The sequence below is a fragment of the Sphingomonas sediminicola genome (assembly GCF_014489515.1).
Classification (GTDB): domain Bacteria; phylum Pseudomonadota; class Alphaproteobacteria; order Sphingomonadales; family Sphingomonadaceae; genus Sphingomicrobium; species Sphingomicrobium sediminicola.
Window position 1 is genome coordinate 2,028,608 of the sequence record NZ_CP060782.1, and the last position, 16,843, is coordinate 2,045,450.

18 protein-coding genes and 1 pseudogene are annotated in these 16,843 nt (G+C 62.8%); 15 read left to right on the forward strand and 4 right to left on the reverse strand.

Annotated features, from left to right (window positions below; genetic code table 11):
* The first annotated feature begins 102 nt into the window (after window positions 1-102).
* Both ftsH and H9L14_RS10980 read left to right on the forward strand, forming a co-directional pair.
* Window positions 103-2,049: an ATP-dependent zinc metalloprotease FtsH gene (ftsH, locus tag H9L14_RS10975; RefSeq protein WP_187708129.1), complete on the forward strand. Its 1,947-nt coding sequence runs from the start codon at window positions 103-105 to the stop codon at window positions 2,047-2,049.
* A gap of 121 nt (window positions 2,050-2,170) precedes the next feature.
* Window positions 2,171-2,425 (forward strand): hypothetical protein, encoded by a 255-nt coding sequence (locus H9L14_RS10980; RefSeq protein ID WP_187708130.1) that lies wholly within the window; start codon window positions 2,171-2,173, stop codon window positions 2,423-2,425.
* On the opposite strand, the gene H9L14_RS10985 is transcribed toward H9L14_RS10980, so the two are convergent.
* Window positions 2,422-3,462: a DUF3667 domain-containing protein gene (locus tag H9L14_RS10985; protein ID WP_187708131.1), complete on the reverse strand. Its 1,041-nt coding sequence runs from the start codon at window positions 3,460-3,462 to the stop codon at window positions 2,422-2,424. The two genes, H9L14_RS10980 and H9L14_RS10985, sit on opposite strands and share 4 nt — an antisense overlap.
* Window positions 3,463-3,521: 59 nt before the next feature.
* Here H9L14_RS10985 and H9L14_RS10990 point away from each other — a divergent pair.
* From H9L14_RS10990 to H9L14_RS11030, 9 genes and pseudogenes are all read left to right on the forward strand, one after another.
* A pseudogene (locus H9L14_RS10990) lies at window positions 3,522-4,127 on the forward strand (nicotinate-nucleotide adenylyltransferase); the annotation flags it as partial.
* A 36-nt stretch (window positions 4,128-4,163) separates the two neighbouring features.
* Window positions 4,164-4,562 carry a ribosome silencing factor gene (gene rsfS, locus H9L14_RS10995; RefSeq protein WP_187709954.1) on the forward strand — a complete coding sequence of 133 codons (399 nt, stop codon included), beginning with the start codon at window positions 4,164-4,166 and terminating at the stop codon, window positions 4,560-4,562.
* A 9-nt stretch (window positions 4,563-4,571) separates the two neighbouring features.
* Window positions 4,572-5,426 (forward strand): serine hydrolase, encoded by an 855-nt coding sequence (locus H9L14_RS11000; protein ID WP_187708132.1) that lies wholly within the window; start codon window positions 4,572-4,574, stop codon window positions 5,424-5,426.
* Between the two features lie 7 nt (window positions 5,427-5,433).
* Window positions 5,434-5,853 carry a 23S rRNA (pseudouridine(1915)-N(3))-methyltransferase RlmH gene (locus H9L14_RS11005; protein WP_187708133.1) on the forward strand — a complete coding sequence of 140 codons (420 nt, stop codon included), beginning with the start codon at window positions 5,434-5,436 and terminating at the stop codon, window positions 5,851-5,853.
* A gap of 3 nt (window positions 5,854-5,856) precedes the next feature.
* Window positions 5,857-7,065, forward strand: coding sequence for a murein hydrolase activator EnvC family protein (locus tag H9L14_RS11010; RefSeq protein ID WP_187708134.1), 1,209 nt, complete (start codon window positions 5,857-5,859; stop codon window positions 7,063-7,065).
* 5 nt (window positions 7,066-7,070) lie between these two features.
* Window positions 7,071-8,414 (forward strand): S41 family peptidase, encoded by a 1,344-nt coding sequence (locus H9L14_RS11015; RefSeq protein WP_187709955.1) that lies wholly within the window; start codon window positions 7,071-7,073, stop codon window positions 8,412-8,414.
* Window positions 8,415-8,447: 33 nt separating this feature from the next.
* On the forward strand, window positions 8,448-8,924 hold the full coding sequence (locus H9L14_RS11020; RefSeq protein WP_187709956.1) for a disulfide bond formation protein B: 477 nt from the start codon (window positions 8,448-8,450) through the stop codon (window positions 8,922-8,924).
* Window positions 8,921-9,457, forward strand: coding sequence for a demethoxyubiquinone hydroxylase family protein (locus H9L14_RS11025; protein ID WP_187708135.1), 537 nt, complete (start codon window positions 8,921-8,923; stop codon window positions 9,455-9,457). The genes H9L14_RS11020 and H9L14_RS11025 overlap by 4 nt, the downstream gene beginning before the upstream one ends.
* A gap of 48 nt (window positions 9,458-9,505) precedes the next feature.
* Window positions 9,506-9,916, forward strand: a complete 411-nt coding sequence (locus tag H9L14_RS11030; RefSeq protein WP_187708136.1) for a hypothetical protein — start codon at window positions 9,506-9,508, stop codon at window positions 9,914-9,916.
* 4 nt (window positions 9,917-9,920) lie between these two features.
* Here H9L14_RS11030 and H9L14_RS11035 read toward each other — a convergent pair whose 3' ends face one another.
* On the reverse strand, window positions 9,921-11,267 hold the full coding sequence (locus tag H9L14_RS11035; protein ID WP_246444115.1) for a DUF885 domain-containing protein: 1,347 nt from the start codon (window positions 11,265-11,267) through the stop codon (window positions 9,921-9,923).
* Window positions 11,204-11,680, reverse strand: a complete 477-nt coding sequence (locus tag H9L14_RS16050) for a hypothetical protein (RefSeq protein ID WP_246444116.1) — start codon at window positions 11,678-11,680, stop codon at window positions 11,204-11,206. The genes H9L14_RS11035 and H9L14_RS16050 overlap by 64 nt, the downstream gene beginning before the upstream one ends.
* A 142-nt stretch (window positions 11,681-11,822) precedes the next feature.
* Here H9L14_RS16050 and H9L14_RS11040 point away from each other — a divergent pair, with 142 nt between their 5' ends.
* The 4 genes from H9L14_RS11040 (at window position 11,823) to H9L14_RS11055 (ending at window position 16,090) form a co-directional block, all read left to right on the forward strand.
* Window positions 11,823-13,361, forward strand: coding sequence for a peptide MFS transporter (locus tag H9L14_RS11040; protein WP_187708137.1), 1,539 nt, complete (start codon window positions 11,823-11,825; stop codon window positions 13,359-13,361).
* Complete coding sequence (locus H9L14_RS11045; protein ID WP_187708138.1) at window positions 13,358-14,185, forward strand: DUF1206 domain-containing protein; 828 nt, start codon at window positions 13,358-13,360, stop codon at window positions 14,183-14,185. The genes H9L14_RS11040 and H9L14_RS11045 overlap by 4 nt, the downstream gene beginning before the upstream one ends.
* Window positions 14,186-14,374: 189 nt before the next feature.
* Window positions 14,375-14,743 carry a UrcA family protein gene (locus H9L14_RS11050; protein WP_187708139.1) on the forward strand — a complete coding sequence of 123 codons (369 nt, stop codon included), beginning with the start codon at window positions 14,375-14,377 and terminating at the stop codon, window positions 14,741-14,743.
* Between the two features lie 102 nt (window positions 14,744-14,845).
* The gene (locus H9L14_RS11055) at window positions 14,846-16,090 is read left to right on the forward strand and encodes a putative DNA modification/repair radical SAM protein (RefSeq protein WP_187708140.1); all 1,245 of its coding nucleotides are present in this window, start codon (window positions 14,846-14,848) and stop codon (window positions 16,088-16,090) included.
* A gap of 4 nt (window positions 16,091-16,094) precedes the next feature.
* Here the strand turns inward: H9L14_RS11055 and H9L14_RS11060 are convergent, their stop codons facing one another.
* Complete coding sequence (locus tag H9L14_RS11060; protein WP_187708141.1) at window positions 16,095-16,802, reverse strand: fatty acid desaturase CarF family protein; 708 nt, start codon at window positions 16,800-16,802, stop codon at window positions 16,095-16,097.
* Window positions 16,803-16,843 lie beyond the last annotated feature (41 nt).

The window sequence follows — 16,843 nt, forward strand, 5'->3', positions numbered from 1 at the left end:
CCCGTTCAGGACACCGCGAAACGCCTGTGGTATCATTGTTATTAAGGTGCGAACGCCTATCTTCCGATTCTGACTGGCCTTTGCGCCGCCGAGAGAGACGCGATGAACGAGAAAAAGCCAACGAATCCCTGGGCTAAGAGCCTGCTCATCTGGGTGGGCATCCTCTTCGGGCTCGTGGTCTTCGTGCAGATGATCGGCGGAGGCTCCAAGGCCGCGACCGGCGAGACCATCGCTTATTCCGAGTTCGTCCGGCAGGTCGATGAGCGAAACGTCCAGTCGGTTACGACGTCGTCGACCGCCAGCGGCAACCAGGTCATCACCGGCAAGCTGGAAGGTGGTCAGACGTTTCGCACAACCGCTCCGGCCGACGCCCAAGTTACCGATCGCCTCATCAAGGCTGGCGTCAATGTCCAGGCCAAGGAAGCCGAGCAGTCGAGCGTCTGGTACTACCTGCTGATCCAGTCCCTGCCGTTCATACTCATGATCGGGGTCGCCTTCTTCGTGATGCGCCAAATGCAGAAGAACGCGGGTTCCGGCGCGATGGGCTTTGGCAAGAGCCGCGCTCGCATGCTGACGGAAAAGCAGGGCCGAGTGACTTTCGCCGACGTCGCTGGCATCGACGAGGCCCGCGAAGAGCTTCAGGAGATCGTAGAGTTTCTCAAGGATCCGGGCCGCTTCGCTCGCCTCGGCGGCAAGATCCCGAAGGGCGCGCTGCTGGTCGGCTCGCCGGGTACTGGCAAGACGCTTCTTGCTCGCGCCATCGCGGGTGAAGCCGGCGTACCCTTCTTCACCATTTCCGGTTCGGACTTCGTCGAGATGTTCGTCGGCGTCGGCGCTAGCCGCGTCCGAGACATGTTCGACCAGGCCAAGAAGTCGGCCCCGTGCATCGTCTTCATCGACGAGATCGACGCGGTCGGCCGCCATCGCGGCGCCGGCCTCGGCAACGGCAACGACGAGCGCGAGCAGACGCTCAACCAGCTGCTGGTCGAGATGGACGGCTTCGAAGCAAACGAAGGCATCATCATCATCGCCGCGACCAACCGTCCGGACGTGCTCGACCCGGCGCTTCTGCGCCCGGGCCGTTTCGACCGGCAGGTCGTCGTTCCGCGCCCCGACATCGACGGCCGCGAGCAGATCCTGCACGTCCACATGAAGAAGGTACCGCTGGCTCCGGACGTCGACGCTCGCGTCATTGCGCGCGGCACGCCGGGCTTCTCCGGTGCGGACCTCGCGAACCTCGTCAACGAGGCAGCCCTGCTAGCCGCCCGCAAGGGCAAGCGCCTGGTTGCAGCCCAGGAGTTCGAGGAAGCCAAGGACAAGGTGCTTATGGGCACCGAGCGCAAGTCCATGGTCATGACCGAGGATGAGAAGCGCATGACCGCCTATCACGAGGCCGGCCACGCAATCGTCGCTCTGCATGAGCCCGCTTCGGACCCGATCCACAAGGCAACGATCATTCCGCGCGGCCGTGCGCTGGGCATGGTCATGCGCCTGCCGGAGCGCGACAATTACAGCTACCACCGCGACAAGATGTACGCGAACCTCGCGGTATCCATGGGCGGCCGCGTCGCCGAAGAACTCATCTTCGGCTACGACAAGGTCAGTTCGGGCGCGTCGTCGGACATCAGCTACGCGACCGGCCTCGCCCGCGACATGGTCACCCGCTGGGGCATGTCGGATGCGCTCGGTCCGCTTCAGTATGCGGAAGCCGACGAAGAGGTGTTCCTCGGCTATTCAGTCAATCGCCAGAAGAACATGTCGAACGAGACTGCGCAGGCGATCGACAAGGAAATCCGTCGCATCGTCGAGCAGGGTTATGATCGCGCCAAGGGCCTGCTCGAGGAGCATCGCGAGCAGCTCGAGACGCTCGCCAAGGCCCTTCTGGAGTATGAGACGCTGAGCGGCGACGAGATCAAGACGCTGATAGCGGGCGGAGCGATCGACCGCGGCGGACAAAAGGGTCCGACGATCCCGGCGGCCGGCTCTTCGATTCCGAAGGCGAAGCGTCCGAAGTCCGGCATCGGCGGTCCGGCGACCGCCGGCGCTTGACGCCAGCCCGCTTCGCAATCGCTGCGATTGTCCTCGCCAGCGCTGCATCGGCGCTGGCCGCACCTCCAGGCTCCGCTCAGAACTTCCTGGACCGTGCGAACCGTCTGAAAGCGAAGGGCCGTTGGCATTCTTCGACGCCGACTACCGTCGGCTCAAGTCGGAAGCCTATGCGGCGGGCAATTCGCTTCGCGATGATCGTCTCGCTGCCCAGAAGACGGGCAAGCCGATCCTCTATTGCTCGCCCAAGGCGCGCGCGCAGCTCGGCTCGATGGAGTTCATCGACGGGCTCGAAGCAATTCCTTCAACCGAGCGGCCGAAATTGAACCTGAAACAGGCAATGCTGCGAGTGCTTCAGAAGAAGTATCCCTGCCGCTAGTCGAACAGCCCAAGCCCGAATAGCATCAGCAGGAACAGGCCGAGCGCCAACGTCGCGAACGCGATCAGCAGAAATGTCCGGAGAAGCGCACCGCCGGGCGAAAGCCCATAAGTGCCCTTAAGCTGGCGATAGATGTGAAATGGCGGGATCAACATCGCGAAGCCCGCAACCGCGGGCAGCCCGGCCAATCCAATCAAAACCGCCGCCACGACCAGCAGGGTCATGAAGCTCAGCGAATAGGTGACGAACACCGTGTGATCGTAGAGCCTGAACCGGCGGCTGAATGGGAACATCAGCCACAGGAACGGGACCGACAGCGGAATCAGCATCCAGCTGAATTTGTAGGCATTGGTCTTGAGTTTGTAGAACAGCAGGTCCGGATTTTTGACGGCCTTTTCCAGTGGCTTGCTCAACCAATCCGGCGCGTCGATCTGGGTCTTCGCGACCCTCCCTATCTCGCCAGACTGGACGCCGCGCATAATGGCCAGGTCTTTCTGAAGCTCGGCAATTTTCGGATCGAAGGATGCCGTGGAGCGGCCGTCCCGAACTGCGGCATCGCGCTCTCGCTGCAAAGCCGCGATCTGACGTTCGTTGGACGTAATGCTCTTCTGCAGCTCCGCAGGAGCGTTAGGGCTGATCCTGGGCGACAGGCCGCCGCTGAAGCTCGCAACGCCGAACATCAGGAAGACGGAGAAGAGAAACAGGGCCATCGGGGAGACGAATTTGGCCCGCTCGCCGTCGATGTAGCGCCGGGTGAGCTCGCCCGGCCGCCACGCGAGCAGCGGTAAAGTGTGCCAGATCTTCCCCTCGAAATGGAGCACGCCATGAAGCAGGTCGTGCCAGAAGGCATGAAGTGTCCTGTGAACGCGCGCCCTTTGCCCGCATGCGTGGCAATAGTCACCGGCCAGCTCCGCGCCGCAATTCAGGCAGTTCTTTTCATGCGTATGGCCGTCTTCGCCGGAGCCGGTTCGCGGCTCGACGGTCCGCGCCAGGACCGCACCGCTCGCTGCGTCACCGATCGCTTCGAGATCCGGCATGACCAATCCCCCTTCCCCGACATTATGCGCGGTCCGGCGCTCATGCTAGCTCCACGATCATGAGACGGATTGGCCTCCTCGGCGGCTCGTTCAACCCGGCGCATATCGGTCACAGGCGGATCAGCCTGGCGGCAATGGAGGCGCTCGGGCTCGACGGAGTGTGGTGGCTGGTTTCGCCCGGAAACCCGCTGAAGGCCGGTCGAAAGGACATGGCGTCCTACGAAGACCGTCTCGCCTCGGCCAAGGCAATGGCGCGACGGGCCCGCATTCGAGTCAGTGATTTCGAACGGCGGGCCGGCACCCGCTACACCGTGGATACGGTGCGAAAGCTCGAGACCCTCTACCCGAACGACCGCTTCATCTGGCTGATGGGAGGCGACACTGTTGCCGAATTTCATCAGTGGAAGGCTTGGCGCAAGCTCGCGGAATCGCTTCCGATTGCGGTGATTCACCGGCCCGGTTATGATCGCCAAGCCCACGCGGCGCGCGCGATGGGCTGGCTTCGAAGGTTCGTCCGACTTTCCAGCCAGGCAAGGAATTGGACGGATTGGAGTGCACCGGCGATCACTTTTCTTCGCCTGCCGCCCGACCGAACCTCCGCTACCGGCTTACGCGCGCACGATCCCAACTGGCATGAACGTTATCCGGACCCCGCAGGGGTTCCAAACGTTTCGCATTGCCAACTTCTGTCAGGAGAGCACTTGCCCGACCGTTCCGCTGAGACCGCCACTGGCCGTCCTGAGATCGACGTCGAAGACCTCCACGCCCTCGTCCTCAAATCGCTGGATGACGATCAGGCCGTTGAGGTCGTCTCTATCCCGCTCGCAGGAAAATCCAGCATCGCCGACCACATGGTCATCGCTTCAGGCCGCTCAACGCGGCAGGTGGCGTCCATGGCGACGAAGCTCGCGGACCGGATCAAGGAGAAATTCGGCAGGATCGCTCGGATTGAGGGATTACCCGCCGCGGACTGGGTCTTGATCGATGCCGATGACGTCATCGTGCATTTATTTCGTCCCGAAGTGAGAAGTTTTTACAATTTGGAACGTATGTGGGCTTTCGGCGATGATGCCGATAGAAGTACAGTCGCTAGCGGGTAGAGGGACCCCATGCGTTTCATTACTGTCTTTCTCGGGCTGCTGGCCTTAGCCCTGCAGCCTGTACATGCGGCGTCTTCGCCGGCCCTTGTCAGTCTCGAGCAGCAGCTCCGAGCTGTGGTTGGCTCTGCGTCCAGCGACGTCGGCGTTGCGGCGCTCGACCTTACGACGGGCGAAAGCGTCAGCATCAACGGAAATACGGCCTTTCCAATGGCCAGCACGGTCAAGGTCGCGGTCGCCGCTGCCTATCTGAGCCAGGTCGACCATGGCCGCCGCTCCCTGAATGACAAGATTTCGGGTCAATCCGCCGCCAGCCTGATGGAGCGGATGATGATCCACAGCGACAATCACGCGACGGACCTGCTCCTTCGCGATCTTGGCGGTCCGAGCGGGCTGCAGGACTGGATCGCATTCAACGGCCTCTACAATCTGCGCGTCGACCGGACGATCGCGCGCCTGCTCGCCGACAAGCGTGACCTATGGGACGTTCGCGATTCCAGCACACCGCTGGCGATGGTCGATCTCCTCCGTCGTCTCGACAAGGGCAACGTGCTGAAGCCGCAGAGCCGATCCTACCTCATGGACCTGATGGGCCGCTGCGCGACGGGCAAGAACCGCATCCGCGGGCTTCTGCCGTGGGGAACCAGGGTCGAGCACAAGACGGGCACGCTGAACAATTATGCGAGCGACGTCGGCTATATCACCATGCCGAACGGCCGCCGCGTCGCAGTCGCCATGTTTGCTCGCGGCGGCACCGACCGCCCGCGCACGATCGCACAGGCCGCACGCGCCATCTACGATGGCTTCACCAGCCTCTTCACCTGGCCGAGCTTCGGCGGAACGAGCCCCGTCGCCGGCCGTAACTGAGGGCTGGTTGCAACTCCACATCATCGCGCGTGGGAAAATCGGGCGATCGCCGGAAGCCGAGCTGGTCGAGCGCTACCTGAAGCGCATCACCTGGCCGACCAAGCTCACTGAACTCAGCGAACGCGCTCCAATGCCTGCCGCAGCTTCCGGTTCGGTCACGGTGCTCCTGGACGAAAAGGGCAATGCTCTCTCCTCGATGGAGCTTGCCAGGAAGCTTGAGCAATGGCGCGATCGGGGCATGCGGGAAGCTCGCTTCTTGATCGGCGCTGCTGATGGCCACTCTCCCGAAGAGCGGGCGAACGCGGACCTGCTGCTATCGTTCGGCCCGGCGACCTGGCCACACCTCCTCGTGCGCTCCATGCTGGCGGAGCAACTGTTCCGGGCAACATCTATCCTTGCGAACCACCCTTATCATCGCGAAGGTTGAGGCATGCGCCTCCTAGGCCCTTTTGGTGCGGCCCTTTCCGCTTCTCTGCTGATCGGTGCGAGCGGACCGGTCCTGCCGACGTCCGAGCCGCTGGAATTGAGCGCGAAGCGCGCCGTCGCCGAAGCGCGCGTTGCGGATGCTCAGGTCGCGAAGCTCCAGAAGGCCGCTGATCAGGCTCGGACCGAAGCGGAGCGCATCGGCGCCCGGAGGGCAGCGGCAGCTCAGGCGATATCGGCCGCGGAAGCGCGGATCAGCGCCGCCGACGCAAACGCACGCGTAATTGCGGCCCAGATCGAGCTAAGGCGCGAGCGGCTGCGGCGGGAAGCGGCCCCAGCCACGGCCTTGCTTGGCGGCCTCGCGGTCATGGCCGAGCGCCCGCCCCTGCTCGCGATCCTCGATCAGGGCTCGACGGAAGAATTCATCCGCGTTCGCCTGCTGCTCGATTCGACCCTGCCGGTCATTCGAGCGCGGACGGCCACCCTTCGTGCTGAACTCGAACGCGGACGTCAGTTGCAGCAGCGCGCGGAGCTGGCTCGAGCCGACCTCGTGCGCAGCCGCAACACGCTCTCCATCCGAAAGCGCGAATTCGCCGAACTTGAAGCAGAAGCGGTCAAGATCGCCAATGAGCGCGGCGGAGAAGCGCTTGGAGCGGGCGACATCGCCCTTGCCCGCGGAGAGGAAGCCGAACAGCTGGTTGGAGAGGTCCAGCGCGGCAACCAGGCGCGCGCGATCGCTTCCCAGCTTGCCAGACTACCGGCACCGCCAGCTCGCCCCGGCTCAAATGGCGCGGTCGCCGGAGCACCGTTCCCCTATGTCCTTCCGTCCGATGCTGCCGTCACGGAAGGCCTCGGCGCGGTCGCGACCAACGGCATCCGTTCGCGCGGCTTGACGCTTGCAACAGGCCGTGGCTCGACGGTCACGGTACCGGCGTCCGGCACGGTCCGCTTCTCCGGCCCATTCCGCAGCTACGACGCCGTCGTCATCATCGACCATGGAAACGGCTGGATGAGCCTGCTCCTGAACGTCGCATCGCCGCTCAAACCAGGCGAGAAAGTCGAGATCGGTCAGTCGCTTGGACGTGCACTTGGTCGAATAGGAGTGGAACTGTCCCGAAATGGGCAGCATGTGTCACCTGCTCTCATCGCAGGTTCATCTCAGAGCCTGTCAAAGGGCCCAAAGCGGGTTAGGAAGGTCCGAAAACTCGGGACATGAAAGCCATGAAGCTCACGAGCAAACTGCTTCCGCCTCTAGCGCTCGTCGGAGCGCTTGCACTGGTGCCGGTCACGACCAGCGCGCTGGCAGCTGCGGACACCACCAATTACCAAGAGCTCGAGACGTTCATGAGCGTCTATGAGCGGGTGAAGGCCCAATATGTCGACAAGGTCGACGACCATACGCTGATCAAGGGCGCGATCGACGGGATGCTGGCCGCGCTCGACCCGCATTCCAGCTATGTCGAAGCGACCGATTTCGATGTCCTGAAGGCCACGACGGACGGCAATTACGGCGGTCTCGGGATCACCGTCTCGGTTGAGGACGGCGCGGTGAAGGTCGTTTCGCCGATGGAGGACACGCCAGCATGGCGCGCTGGCCTCAAGTCCGGCGACTACATCACTCACATCAATGGCGAGCTTCTCTACGGCCTTTCGCTCGACGAAGCGGTCGAGAAGATGAAGGGCCAGCCCGGCTCGTCGGTGAAGCTGACCATCGTCCGCCCCGGCCGTGACAAGCCTTTCGACGTTGGCCTCGTCCGCGAGCGCATCGAGCTCCGTCCCGTGAAGTGGGAAATCAAGGACGGCATTGGTTACATTAACATCAACTCGTTCGCCGGAAACACAGGCGACGCCACCAAGGCGGCGCTTCTGGCGATCGACAAGGCAACCGGCGGAAAGCCGCTCGGCTATGTCGTCGACCTTCGCTCGAATCCGGGCGGACTGCTCGACCAGGCGATCGACGTCAGCGACGCCTTCCTCGAGCGCGGCGAGATCGTCTCTCAACGCGGACGCGAGCGGGACGATATCGAGCGCTACTATGCGACGCCGGGCGACATGGCTCACGGCCTTCCGGTCGTGGTGCTGATCGACGCTGGCAGCGCATCGGCTGCGGAAATCGTCGCAGGCGCACTGCAGGATCACCACCGCGCACTGCTTCTCGGCGAGCGGAGCTTCGGAAAGGGCAGCGTCCAGACGGTCCAGATCATGGGCCCGAAGGCGGCGCTCAGGCTGACCACGGCGCGTTACTACACGCCGTCGGGCCGATCGGTTCAGGCGGGCGGAATCGATCCGGACATCACCGTGCCGCAGCTGACCGACCCGGACTACAAGGACCGCAAAGTCGTACGTGAGGTCGATCTCCGTCGCCACCTGCTCGGACAGGCGAACGTGGACGACAAGCTCCTCGAGGAAGATGATTTCTCGAAGGATCCGCGCTTCAACTTCACCCAGGCAGAGCTCGAGAAGAAGGGGGTCAAGGACTTCCAGCTCGACTATGCGCTGCGGACGCTGAAGCGGCTGCGCGGTCCGACCAACGTCGCCTCAGCGGATTCGCCAAAGCGTTCGTAGATGAACGAAGCGGCGCTTGCCCAGAGGGGCGGAATGCTGGGAATCGATAACGCCCGTGCGGCGCGGCTGATCGCGCTGCTCCTCCCGCTGGGCTTGCTCGGCGGAGCATTGGGCTCGCAGTACATCGGCGGGCTCTACCCTTGCGAGATGTGCTACTGGCAGCGTTGGCCTCACGGCGCGGCGATCGTACTTGCGTTGCTCGCCTTCACCAGCACGGCAACCTCGAAGCGATCGATTGGACTGACCCTGCTTGCGGCCTTCGCAATCGCGATCTCCGGCGCCATCGGCGTCTATCATGCGGGTGTCGAAGCCAGGATCTTCGAAGGCTTCACGACCTGCACCGCGACCGGCGGATTGAGCCTGGAAGACCTGATGAAGGTCCCGCTCATCCGATGCGATCAGGTGCAGTGGTCGCTGTTCGGAATCTCCATGGCCGGCTGGAACGCGATCCTGTCGCTTTCCGGAGCCGTCTTGATCGTCTTCCTCATCCTCAAGAGCCGCCGCGCATGAGCGCCTGGCGCCCCGGCCAACGACGTCCGGATTCGGCGTCGATGCTGCGCGTCGACCAGGCCGGCGAATTCGGCGCGACCCGGATCTATGCCGGACAGCTTGCGGTCCTTCCGCGCAATTCGGCCGCCGCCAAGCTTGTTTCACGCATGGCGGACCAGGAAAGGCGCCACCTCGAACGCTTCGATGCTCTGATGAGCGAGCGACGCGTCCGGCCAACGGTATTGCAGCCCGTGTGGAACGTCGCGGGCTTCGCACTAGGCGCTGCAACTGCACTCTTGTCCGACAAGGCGGCAATGGCCTGTACCGAGGCCGTCGAGACCGAAATTGACCTTCATTACAGCAAGCAGCTCGAAGATCTGGGCAACGATGATCCCGAGCTTGCCGCCGATATAGAGAAGTTTCGGGCAGATGAACTCGAGCATCGCGACACCGCTCGCGAAGCCGGCGCGGCGCAGGCCCCGGGCTATCCCTTATTGACCTTCGGGATACGTGCGGCATGCCGTGTCGCAATCGGGTTGTCGAAACGCATTTGAGGAACCAGCAGCGGTTGTCAGCCGCTTTTACGCTTGGAAGGACCAGTTATGACGAAGCACGCAGCACATCTTGCAGTCGCTGCCCTGATGACGGGCTTCGCCGCCATTCAGCCTGTCTCTGCTCAGACCACGCCAAATTCCGACCGGGTCAATGAGATCATCGTTTTCGGCACCGACCCGTGTCCGCGCGCGACCGACGACCAGGTGGTCGTCTGCAAGCGCGTGGGTGAAGAGGAGCGTTTCCGGATTCCTGAGCGTCTCCGCGAAGGTGGCTCGCTGCAGCAGCGCCAGGCCTGGGCCAACAAGGTACGCAGCATCGAACGCGTCGGCCGCACCGGCATCCAGAGCTGCTCGCCCGTCGGCCCGGCCGGCTACACTGGCTGCATGGAGCAGATGATCAAGCAGGCTAGGGAAGAGAGCAAGGAAACGATCGAGCAATCGACCGCTCCTCAGCCGTAAGCGCCTATTTCCGGGCCTTCTCCGCAGCGATCCACGTATTCGTCTGCGCGTCGAGCGCATCCATCGGCACCGCGCCCTGACCGAGCACGGCGTCGTGGAACCGGCGGATGTCGAACTTGTCGCCCAGCTCCTTTTCGGCGCGCGACCGCAATTCCTCGATCTTGCGCTTGCCGATCATGTACGCGAGCGCCTGTCCGGGGACGGAGATGTAGCGGTTGACCTCCGCGTCGATGTTCGCGTCCGTCAGCGCTGAATTGTCCTTCATGAAGGCGACGGCGCGCGCCTTGTCCCAGCCCTTCCAGTGGATGCCGGTGTCGACGACCAGTCGTGTTGCCCGCCACATCTGGTAGCTCAGGCGTCCCATCTCCTTTTGCGGCGTGTCGTAGAGGCCCATGTCCGTGCCGAGCCGCTCGGAATAGAGGCCCCACCCTTCGACGAACGCGGTGAAGAAGGTCGTCGACTTGCGCCACTGCGGCATGTCCAGCTCCTGCTGGATCGCGATCTGCTGGTGGTGGCCGGGCACCGCTTCGTGGACCGACAACACCGGGATTTCCCACAACGGCCGCTGGTCGAGCTTGGTCGTGTTGACGAGGTAGTTGCCGGCGATGCCGCCCTCGGGGCTTCCCGGCTGGTAACGCGCCGTCGTGTCGGTCGGCGCGGTAGCGGCGGTCATCGGCTTGATCCCGTAGGGCAGTCGCGGAAGACGCCCGAAATAGGCCGGCATCTTTCCATCGATTGTCTTGGTGACGATCGCGGTCTTCTCCATCAGCTCTCCCGGAGTTTTGACATACCACTTCGGATTAGTGCGCATGTCGGCGATCATCGCCTCGCGGCTGGCAAAACCCGCCTTCTTCGCGACCGCCTCCATCTCGGCCCGGATGCGCGCGACTTCCTGAAGTCCGATCTCGTGGATCTGGTCCGGCGTGAGATCCGTCGTCGTATGGTAACGAACCAGCGCTTTGTAATAGTCTTTGCCCTGGGGCTGCGTGGAGACGGAATCTACCTTGCGGCACTTCGGGACGAGCTGGCGCGCCGCGACGGTCGAAAATGCGTGGTAGGACGTGGCGATCGGACCGGCGATGGCCTCACTCGCGCGAGCTTGCAGGCCATTCCATTCGGACGCCGGGATGGCCTGCGGACGCGCCGCCGCGAAGGGACTGTAGAACGGCGACTGGGTAACGTCCGCCGGCACGAGCGCAAGCGTCGAGCCGGGCAGCGTCTTCATCCATTCGCATGCCTGCGTGTAGCCTTCCGAAGCGGCCTTCACGCTCATGTCGCTGTACGCCTTCATTCGTGCCGGAACGAGCGCCAGCCGGGCGAGATAATTCTCATAATCGGCCTTGGTTCGCATGGGGATCGTCTCCCCATCGTCGCCAGAGCTTCGTGGTAGCTTCCAAGCGAAGAGTAGAGCAACTGGCGCTGCCCGAAGTGGTTGAGCAGGATCTGGTCCTCCAGCGTCCGCTGCAGCACCGCGCGGTTGCTCTGGTCCATCGGGCTCAGTGAGCCGGCGGGGATCGCCTGCAGGCGAACGAGAATGGCCTGCGCTTCGGATGCCTGCCGGTCGAACTCGGTAAGGCTCAGTTCGCCAAGATCGCGGTCATAGGTCTGGACGCCGACCGAACTTGCCGTGAGCGGATTATCCTTGAGATAGGCCGCCCAATAGTCGTCCATCAGCTTGTGGAAGTCCTCGGTCGGCCCGGCGATCGCGGGCGTTGCAATGGCGATCGAAGCGACGGTCGCGAGTGCAAGCGTCAATTGGCGCATGTCTGAATCCTCCCTGTTGCACCGGAGCCTAGCCGTGCAGCGCTTTGGCGCAACGCGCGTTTCGACGGACGGCGGCGAGCCTCCATTGTGCTGCGCCTTCGGGGCGACTAGCCCTTGCTTCACGCTGCTCGGGAGACTGCAGATGACCGTTGCCGACGCCACTCCGGACCTCGAACATATCGACCAGTCCGATCGCGCTTTCATCGGTCATCCAAAGGGACTCGGCTATCTCGGCTTCACCGAAGCCTGTGAGCGCTTCTCCTATTACTCCATGCAGACCCTGCTCACGCTTTACATGGTCAATTACCTCTTGTTGGCTGGCCACATAGAGGGTGTTGCCGGACTTGGCTGGTTGAGAGAGTGGCATTACCCGGGCTTGGAGGGCCAGCCGCTCGCATCGGCTATTTTCGGTGATTACACGTCGCTCGTTTACCTCATGCCAATTCTCGGCGGGATTATCGCCGACAAGTTGACGGGGCGCCGGGTCGCATTGATCGCCGGAGGGCTAGTCATGGCGCTAGGCCATTTCCTGATGGCGATCGAAGGCGCATTCCTGTTCGCGCTACTAGCGCTGATTGTCGGGGTCGGCCTTTTCAAGGGCAATATCGCGACCCAAGTCGGTGAACTCTACGGCGAGCATGACCTGCGCCGTGCGATGGCGTTTCAGATCTTCTACATCTTCATCAACGTCAGCGTGATCGCTGCCCCGCTCATATCGGGGACGCTCGGACAGGAGGTCGGCTGGCATTATGGCTTTGGCTGCGCCGGAGTGGTGATGGTCCTCGGCCTAGGCATTTATTTGTCCGGCCAAAAATGGTTGCCGGCCGATCTAGGCGTCGCACAGCAGGATCGCAGCAAACTCATAGGCCGCGTCGTCGGCGGTGCCATCGGCATCGCGGCGCTGGTTATCCTGTGGCTGATGATCTCGGGCATTCTGTTTTCGAGCTGGGTTGTCGGAACGATCAGCGCCCTGGCGCTCATCGCCTTGCTCTACTGGTTCCTGACGAGAAATCTCGGAGATGCCGATAAGTCGCGGGTGCTTTCGCTTTGCATCCTGATTCCAGTGCTGGCCATCGCGCTGCTGACCAATCAGGAGATTTTCAACGCATACCTCATCTGGGGCGACCAGCAGTTCAACCTGACATTCATGGGGAGAACACTGCCGTCGAGCTGGCTCATCACCCTGGACGCAATTCTAAGCTTCTCGATGCTCGTGGCTGTCGCCGCTTTCTGGAAGTGGTGGAGTTTCAAGCGCCGCGAGCCCGACGAAATCAGCAAGATGATCATCGGCAGCCTGTTCACGATCGCCGGCGGCCTGTGCCTGTTCATGGCAGCCCTGACACAACCCGAAGGCGGGAAAATCGGCCTCTTTTGGCCCGTGATGTTTCACCTGATGAACAGCATCGGCTTCGCGCATATCCTGCCGATCAGTCTTGCGCTGTTCACCAAAATCGCGCCCAAGCAGATTACGGCCACGGTGATCGGACTGTACTATCTGTCCTTCTTCGCTGCGAACAAGGCCGTCGGCTATGTCGGCGGCCTCTATTCCAGCCTGCCGACCACGACCTTCTGGCTGCTTCATATAGCGAGCGCGGCCTTCGGCCTCGTCGCTTTCATCGTCTTCAAGATGATGATCGGAAAGAGGATGACGGGTGGAGCGCCGGCCAGCGCGACGGCGTGAAGCCTGAGGACGCGCTTCCCGACGATCTCGCCGGCGAGAGCCGCTTCCAGCTGCTGACCCGGCTGGGCTTCGCCGGGCGGGGCCTGCTGTACATCATCATCGGCCTGCTGGTGATCTTCGCGGGCCGCACCGAAGACCTGACCGGAGCGCTCGAGTATCTTGGCCACGGCGTCGGCAAACTGCTTCTGGCCGTGCTCGTCGTCGGCACGGCCGTGTATGGGCTCTGGAGGCTCACTGACGCCGTGTTCGGGATCGAGAGCGGGAGGCATCACTGGAAGGCCTGGCGCAAGCGTGTCGCTGCCGGGACAAGCGGAATCATCTACTCCTTCCTCGCCTACAAGGCGGTCCGCATCCTCTTCTCCCAGCGAGTGAGCGGGAACGACGCGCAGCAGCACGCGGCCGATGCTTTCGATCTTCCGGGCGGCGAGATAATAGTCCTGATCGCCGCGGCAATTCTCTTCGGCGCGGGCATCGTCCAGCTGGTCAAGGCAGCGAAGTGCAGCTTCCTTGCACGTCTCGACTGCGACGATCGCCAGAAGGTCTGGATCCGATGGCTGGGCCGAATCGGTTATGCGGCGCGCGGGATTATCTTCCTGGTTGTCGCCTGGCAGCTCGAACAATCGGCCATCCATCGCCGGGCATCGGAAGCAGGCGGGCTGGAACAGGCGCTGGATTTCTTCTCGCCAACGGTTCGAGGCTGGGTCGCGGCGGGCCTGATGCTGTTCGGCTTCCTCAGCCTCGTCGAGGCTCGCTTCCGCCGAATTCACCGGCCTCCGCCGGTCGATCGAGTCGCAGATGGTCTGAAAGACGCAGTCCGCCGCTGATCCGCGCCAGGCCGACTCCCTTCATCGACCGACAGCGAAGCTTCGTCGAAGCCGAGGTCCGGTGGTCGAAAACGACTCCGGCTCCGGCGAAATCGCAATGCGGGACCCACCAAGGCAGTTCATCCCACCGCCGTCCACAAGCGGACAGATGGGATGGCAACAATGCGAAAGAGTAGAATTCTTTCCACGTTGGCAGCCGCCTCGGTAGCAACCGCGGGCCTGTTCCTGCCATTTGCGTCAGCCACGGCGAAGGACCGACCCGTGCTCGTCACGGCTCCGTCCGACCTTGTCGTGCGTCATGTGAGCTATTCGGACCTCGACCTCGCCGCGCCGGCGGGAAAGGCGGCCCTTTACGACAGGGTCGGCTTCGCGATCGGCGACGTGTGCACTGAGGCGAACCATTTCGACAATGGGAGCTTCGCCTTCAAGTCCGGCCTGAAGCAATGCTCGAACGTCGCCTGGAGCGACGCTCGCCCGCAGATCGCTCGTGCCGTGGAAAGGGCGACGGGCACGTCTTCCATCGCCGCCGCTGCGATCACGATCTCGACGGCGCGTTGACCGGCTGCGCAGGGCGTGGCTCCGGCGCCTCGGAGCCACGCTCGAGCGATACCGCTAAACGCCTGTATGGACAGGAGAAGTCTTAGAACATATTGAGAACGAATGGCCCAACTGGACCTGCAGTCGAAGCTCGCGATTCTCGCCGATGCGGCCAAATATGACGCATCCTGTGCGTCTTCGGGATCGTCAAGACGCGACAGCCGCGGCGGCAAGGGGCTGGGCTCGACGGAGGGGATGGGCATCTGCCACGCTTACGCGCCGGACGGCCGCTGCATCTCCCTGCTAAAGATCCTGCTGACCAACAGCTGCATCTTCGACTGCGCCTATTGCATCAACCGCAAGAGCTCGAATGTCCGACGGGCGCGCTTCACCATCGAGGAGGTCGTCCGACTCACGCTCGAGTTCTACAAGCGCAATTACATCGAAGGACTGTTTCTCTCCTCCGGCATCATCCGCTCGTCCAATTATACAATGGAGCAACTGGTCGAGGTCGCGCGGTCACTGCGCGAAGAGCATGACTTCCGCGGCTACATCCACCTCAAGACCATTCCCGACGCAGATCCGGAGTTGCTGAGTCAGGCCGGGCTTTTCGCCGATCGCGTTTCGATCAATATCGAGCTTCCCACCGAAAGCGGGCTTCAGCGCCTTGCGCCTGAAAAGGATGGCGGCCGGATCGAAAGCGCGATGCGGGACACGCGCGCAGCCATCGACGACGGCGCAGACGCCAAGTCGAAATACAAGTCCGCTCCACTTTACGCTCCGGCCGGCCAATCGACCCAGATGATCGTCGGTGCCGACACGGCCAGCGACGGCGACATCATCGTTCGGGCGAGCGCGCTCTACGACCGCTTCCGACTGCGGCGCGTTTATTATTCGGCCTTTTCACCGATCCCGGATGCGAGCGCCGTGCTTCCACTGAAGCGCCCGCCGCTGATGCGTGAGCATCGGCTTTACCAGTCCGATTGGCTGATGCGCTTCTACGGCTTCAAGCCGGCGGAGGTGGCAGGCGCCGCCGACGCAAGTGGCATGCTTCCGTTGGACATCGATCCCAAGCTCGCCTGGGCGCTCAAGTTCCGGGAGAGCTTCCCGGTAGACGTAAACCGGGCACCGAAGGAACAGCTTCTGCGTGTGCCCGGCCTTGGCACCAAGGCGGTCGACCGGATCCTGTCCTCGCGGCGCTGGCGGAATCTTCGGCTCGCCGATGTTGCACGACTGACGCTTTCGATCGCCAAGGTTCGGCCCTTCATTACCACCGCGGATTGGATCCCGACCCTCATGACCGACCGAGCCGACCTGAAGGCGCTGGTCGCGCCAAGACAGCAGCAGCTGGAACTGTTCGCTGCCTGAAGTTCTATTCTGGGATAAGCCCCGTATCGGTCAGCCAGCGGCGGCGCGTGGCGAAGGCAAACAGCCGATTGATCACCGGGTTCGACCAGCCGCTGTTGGTCGCGAAATCGCGGGTCAGTGTGTCGTGGTGGAGTTGATGGGCCCGCGGGGTCATCAACAGGCCGACAGCCCGCATCGCTCGGACGATCGCAGGATTGTCCTCGCGGTGCAGCGTGCCGTGGAAATATTGGGCGAACGTGCCGCCAATGATCAGGACGACCGCTCCGAACGTGAACCAGCCGGACAGCGGCAGCAGCAGAGCCGTCAGATTGAGCGCAAGCGATGCTGGGAGCGCCACGAAGATGATGGTCGACCCGATCTGCATCAGCATCGGTCGTCGGCCCAGGGCCTCTGGCCGCGGATGGTGGTTCTTGAAATCGTAGACCAGCTTTTCGAGTGGCCCGATCTTCCGCCAAATGCTGTCCCTCAAAGAGAGATAGTCCTCGGATTCACGCGACCCCGGGTAGAAATACAGACGGTCGAGGCCAATACCCGGCGTGCACGGTCGGTAGTCCATGTACATGTGCGTGAGGCCCGACAGCAGGTCGGCGACATACCAGGCGGCGAGAGCAGCCGGAGCCCACAGCCAGTCCGGCGCTCCGGCGAGCCACAGGTTGAACGCCATCGACGCCAGGAACAGGGCCGTCACCGGCCAAGGCGCTGCCTTCATCATTGCTCTGCGTTAAAGCCTTTGAACTCTTTGGGAAACCCGAA

Bases quoted from the DNA above. Each gene is read 5' to 3' on its own strand.
- ftsH (WP_187708129.1), top strand. From the start codon at position 103: ATGAACGAGAAAAAGCCAACGAATCCCTGGGCTAAGAGCCTGCTCATC.
- H9L14_RS10985 (WP_187708131.1), bottom strand. From the start codon at position 3,462: ATGCCGGATCTCGAAGCGATCGGTGACGCAGCGAGCGGTGCGGTCCTG.
- H9L14_RS11000 (WP_187708132.1), top strand. From the start codon at position 4,572: ATGCGTTTCATTACTGTCTTTCTCGGGCTGCTGGCCTTAGCCCTGCAG.
- H9L14_RS11010 (WP_187708134.1), top strand. From the start codon at position 5,857: ATGCGCCTCCTAGGCCCTTTTGGTGCGGCCCTTTCCGCTTCTCTGCTG.
- H9L14_RS11015 (WP_187709955.1), top strand. From the start codon at position 7,071: ATGAAGCTCACGAGCAAACTGCTTCCGCCTCTAGCGCTCGTCGGAGCG.
- H9L14_RS11020 (WP_187709956.1), top strand. From the start codon at position 8,448: ATGCTGGGAATCGATAACGCCCGTGCGGCGCGGCTGATCGCGCTGCTC.
- H9L14_RS11025 (WP_187708135.1), top strand. From the start codon at position 8,921: ATGAGCGCCTGGCGCCCCGGCCAACGACGTCCGGATTCGGCGTCGATG.
- H9L14_RS11030 (WP_187708136.1), top strand. From the start codon at position 9,506: ATGACGAAGCACGCAGCACATCTTGCAGTCGCTGCCCTGATGACGGGC.
- H9L14_RS11035 (WP_246444115.1), bottom strand. From the start codon at position 11,267: ATGCGAACCAAGGCCGATTATGAGAATTATCTCGCCCGGCTGGCGCTC.
- H9L14_RS16050 (WP_246444116.1), bottom strand. From the start codon at position 11,680: ATGCGCCAATTGACGCTTGCACTCGCGACCGTCGCTTCGATCGCCATT.
- H9L14_RS11040 (WP_187708137.1), top strand. From the start codon at position 11,823: ATGACCGTTGCCGACGCCACTCCGGACCTCGAACATATCGACCAGTCC.
- H9L14_RS11055 (WP_187708140.1), top strand. From the start codon at position 14,846: ATGGCCCAACTGGACCTGCAGTCGAAGCTCGCGATTCTCGCCGATGCG.
- H9L14_RS11060 (WP_187708141.1), bottom strand. From the start codon at position 16,802: ATGATGAAGGCAGCGCCTTGGCCGGTGACGGCCCTGTTCCTGGCGTCG.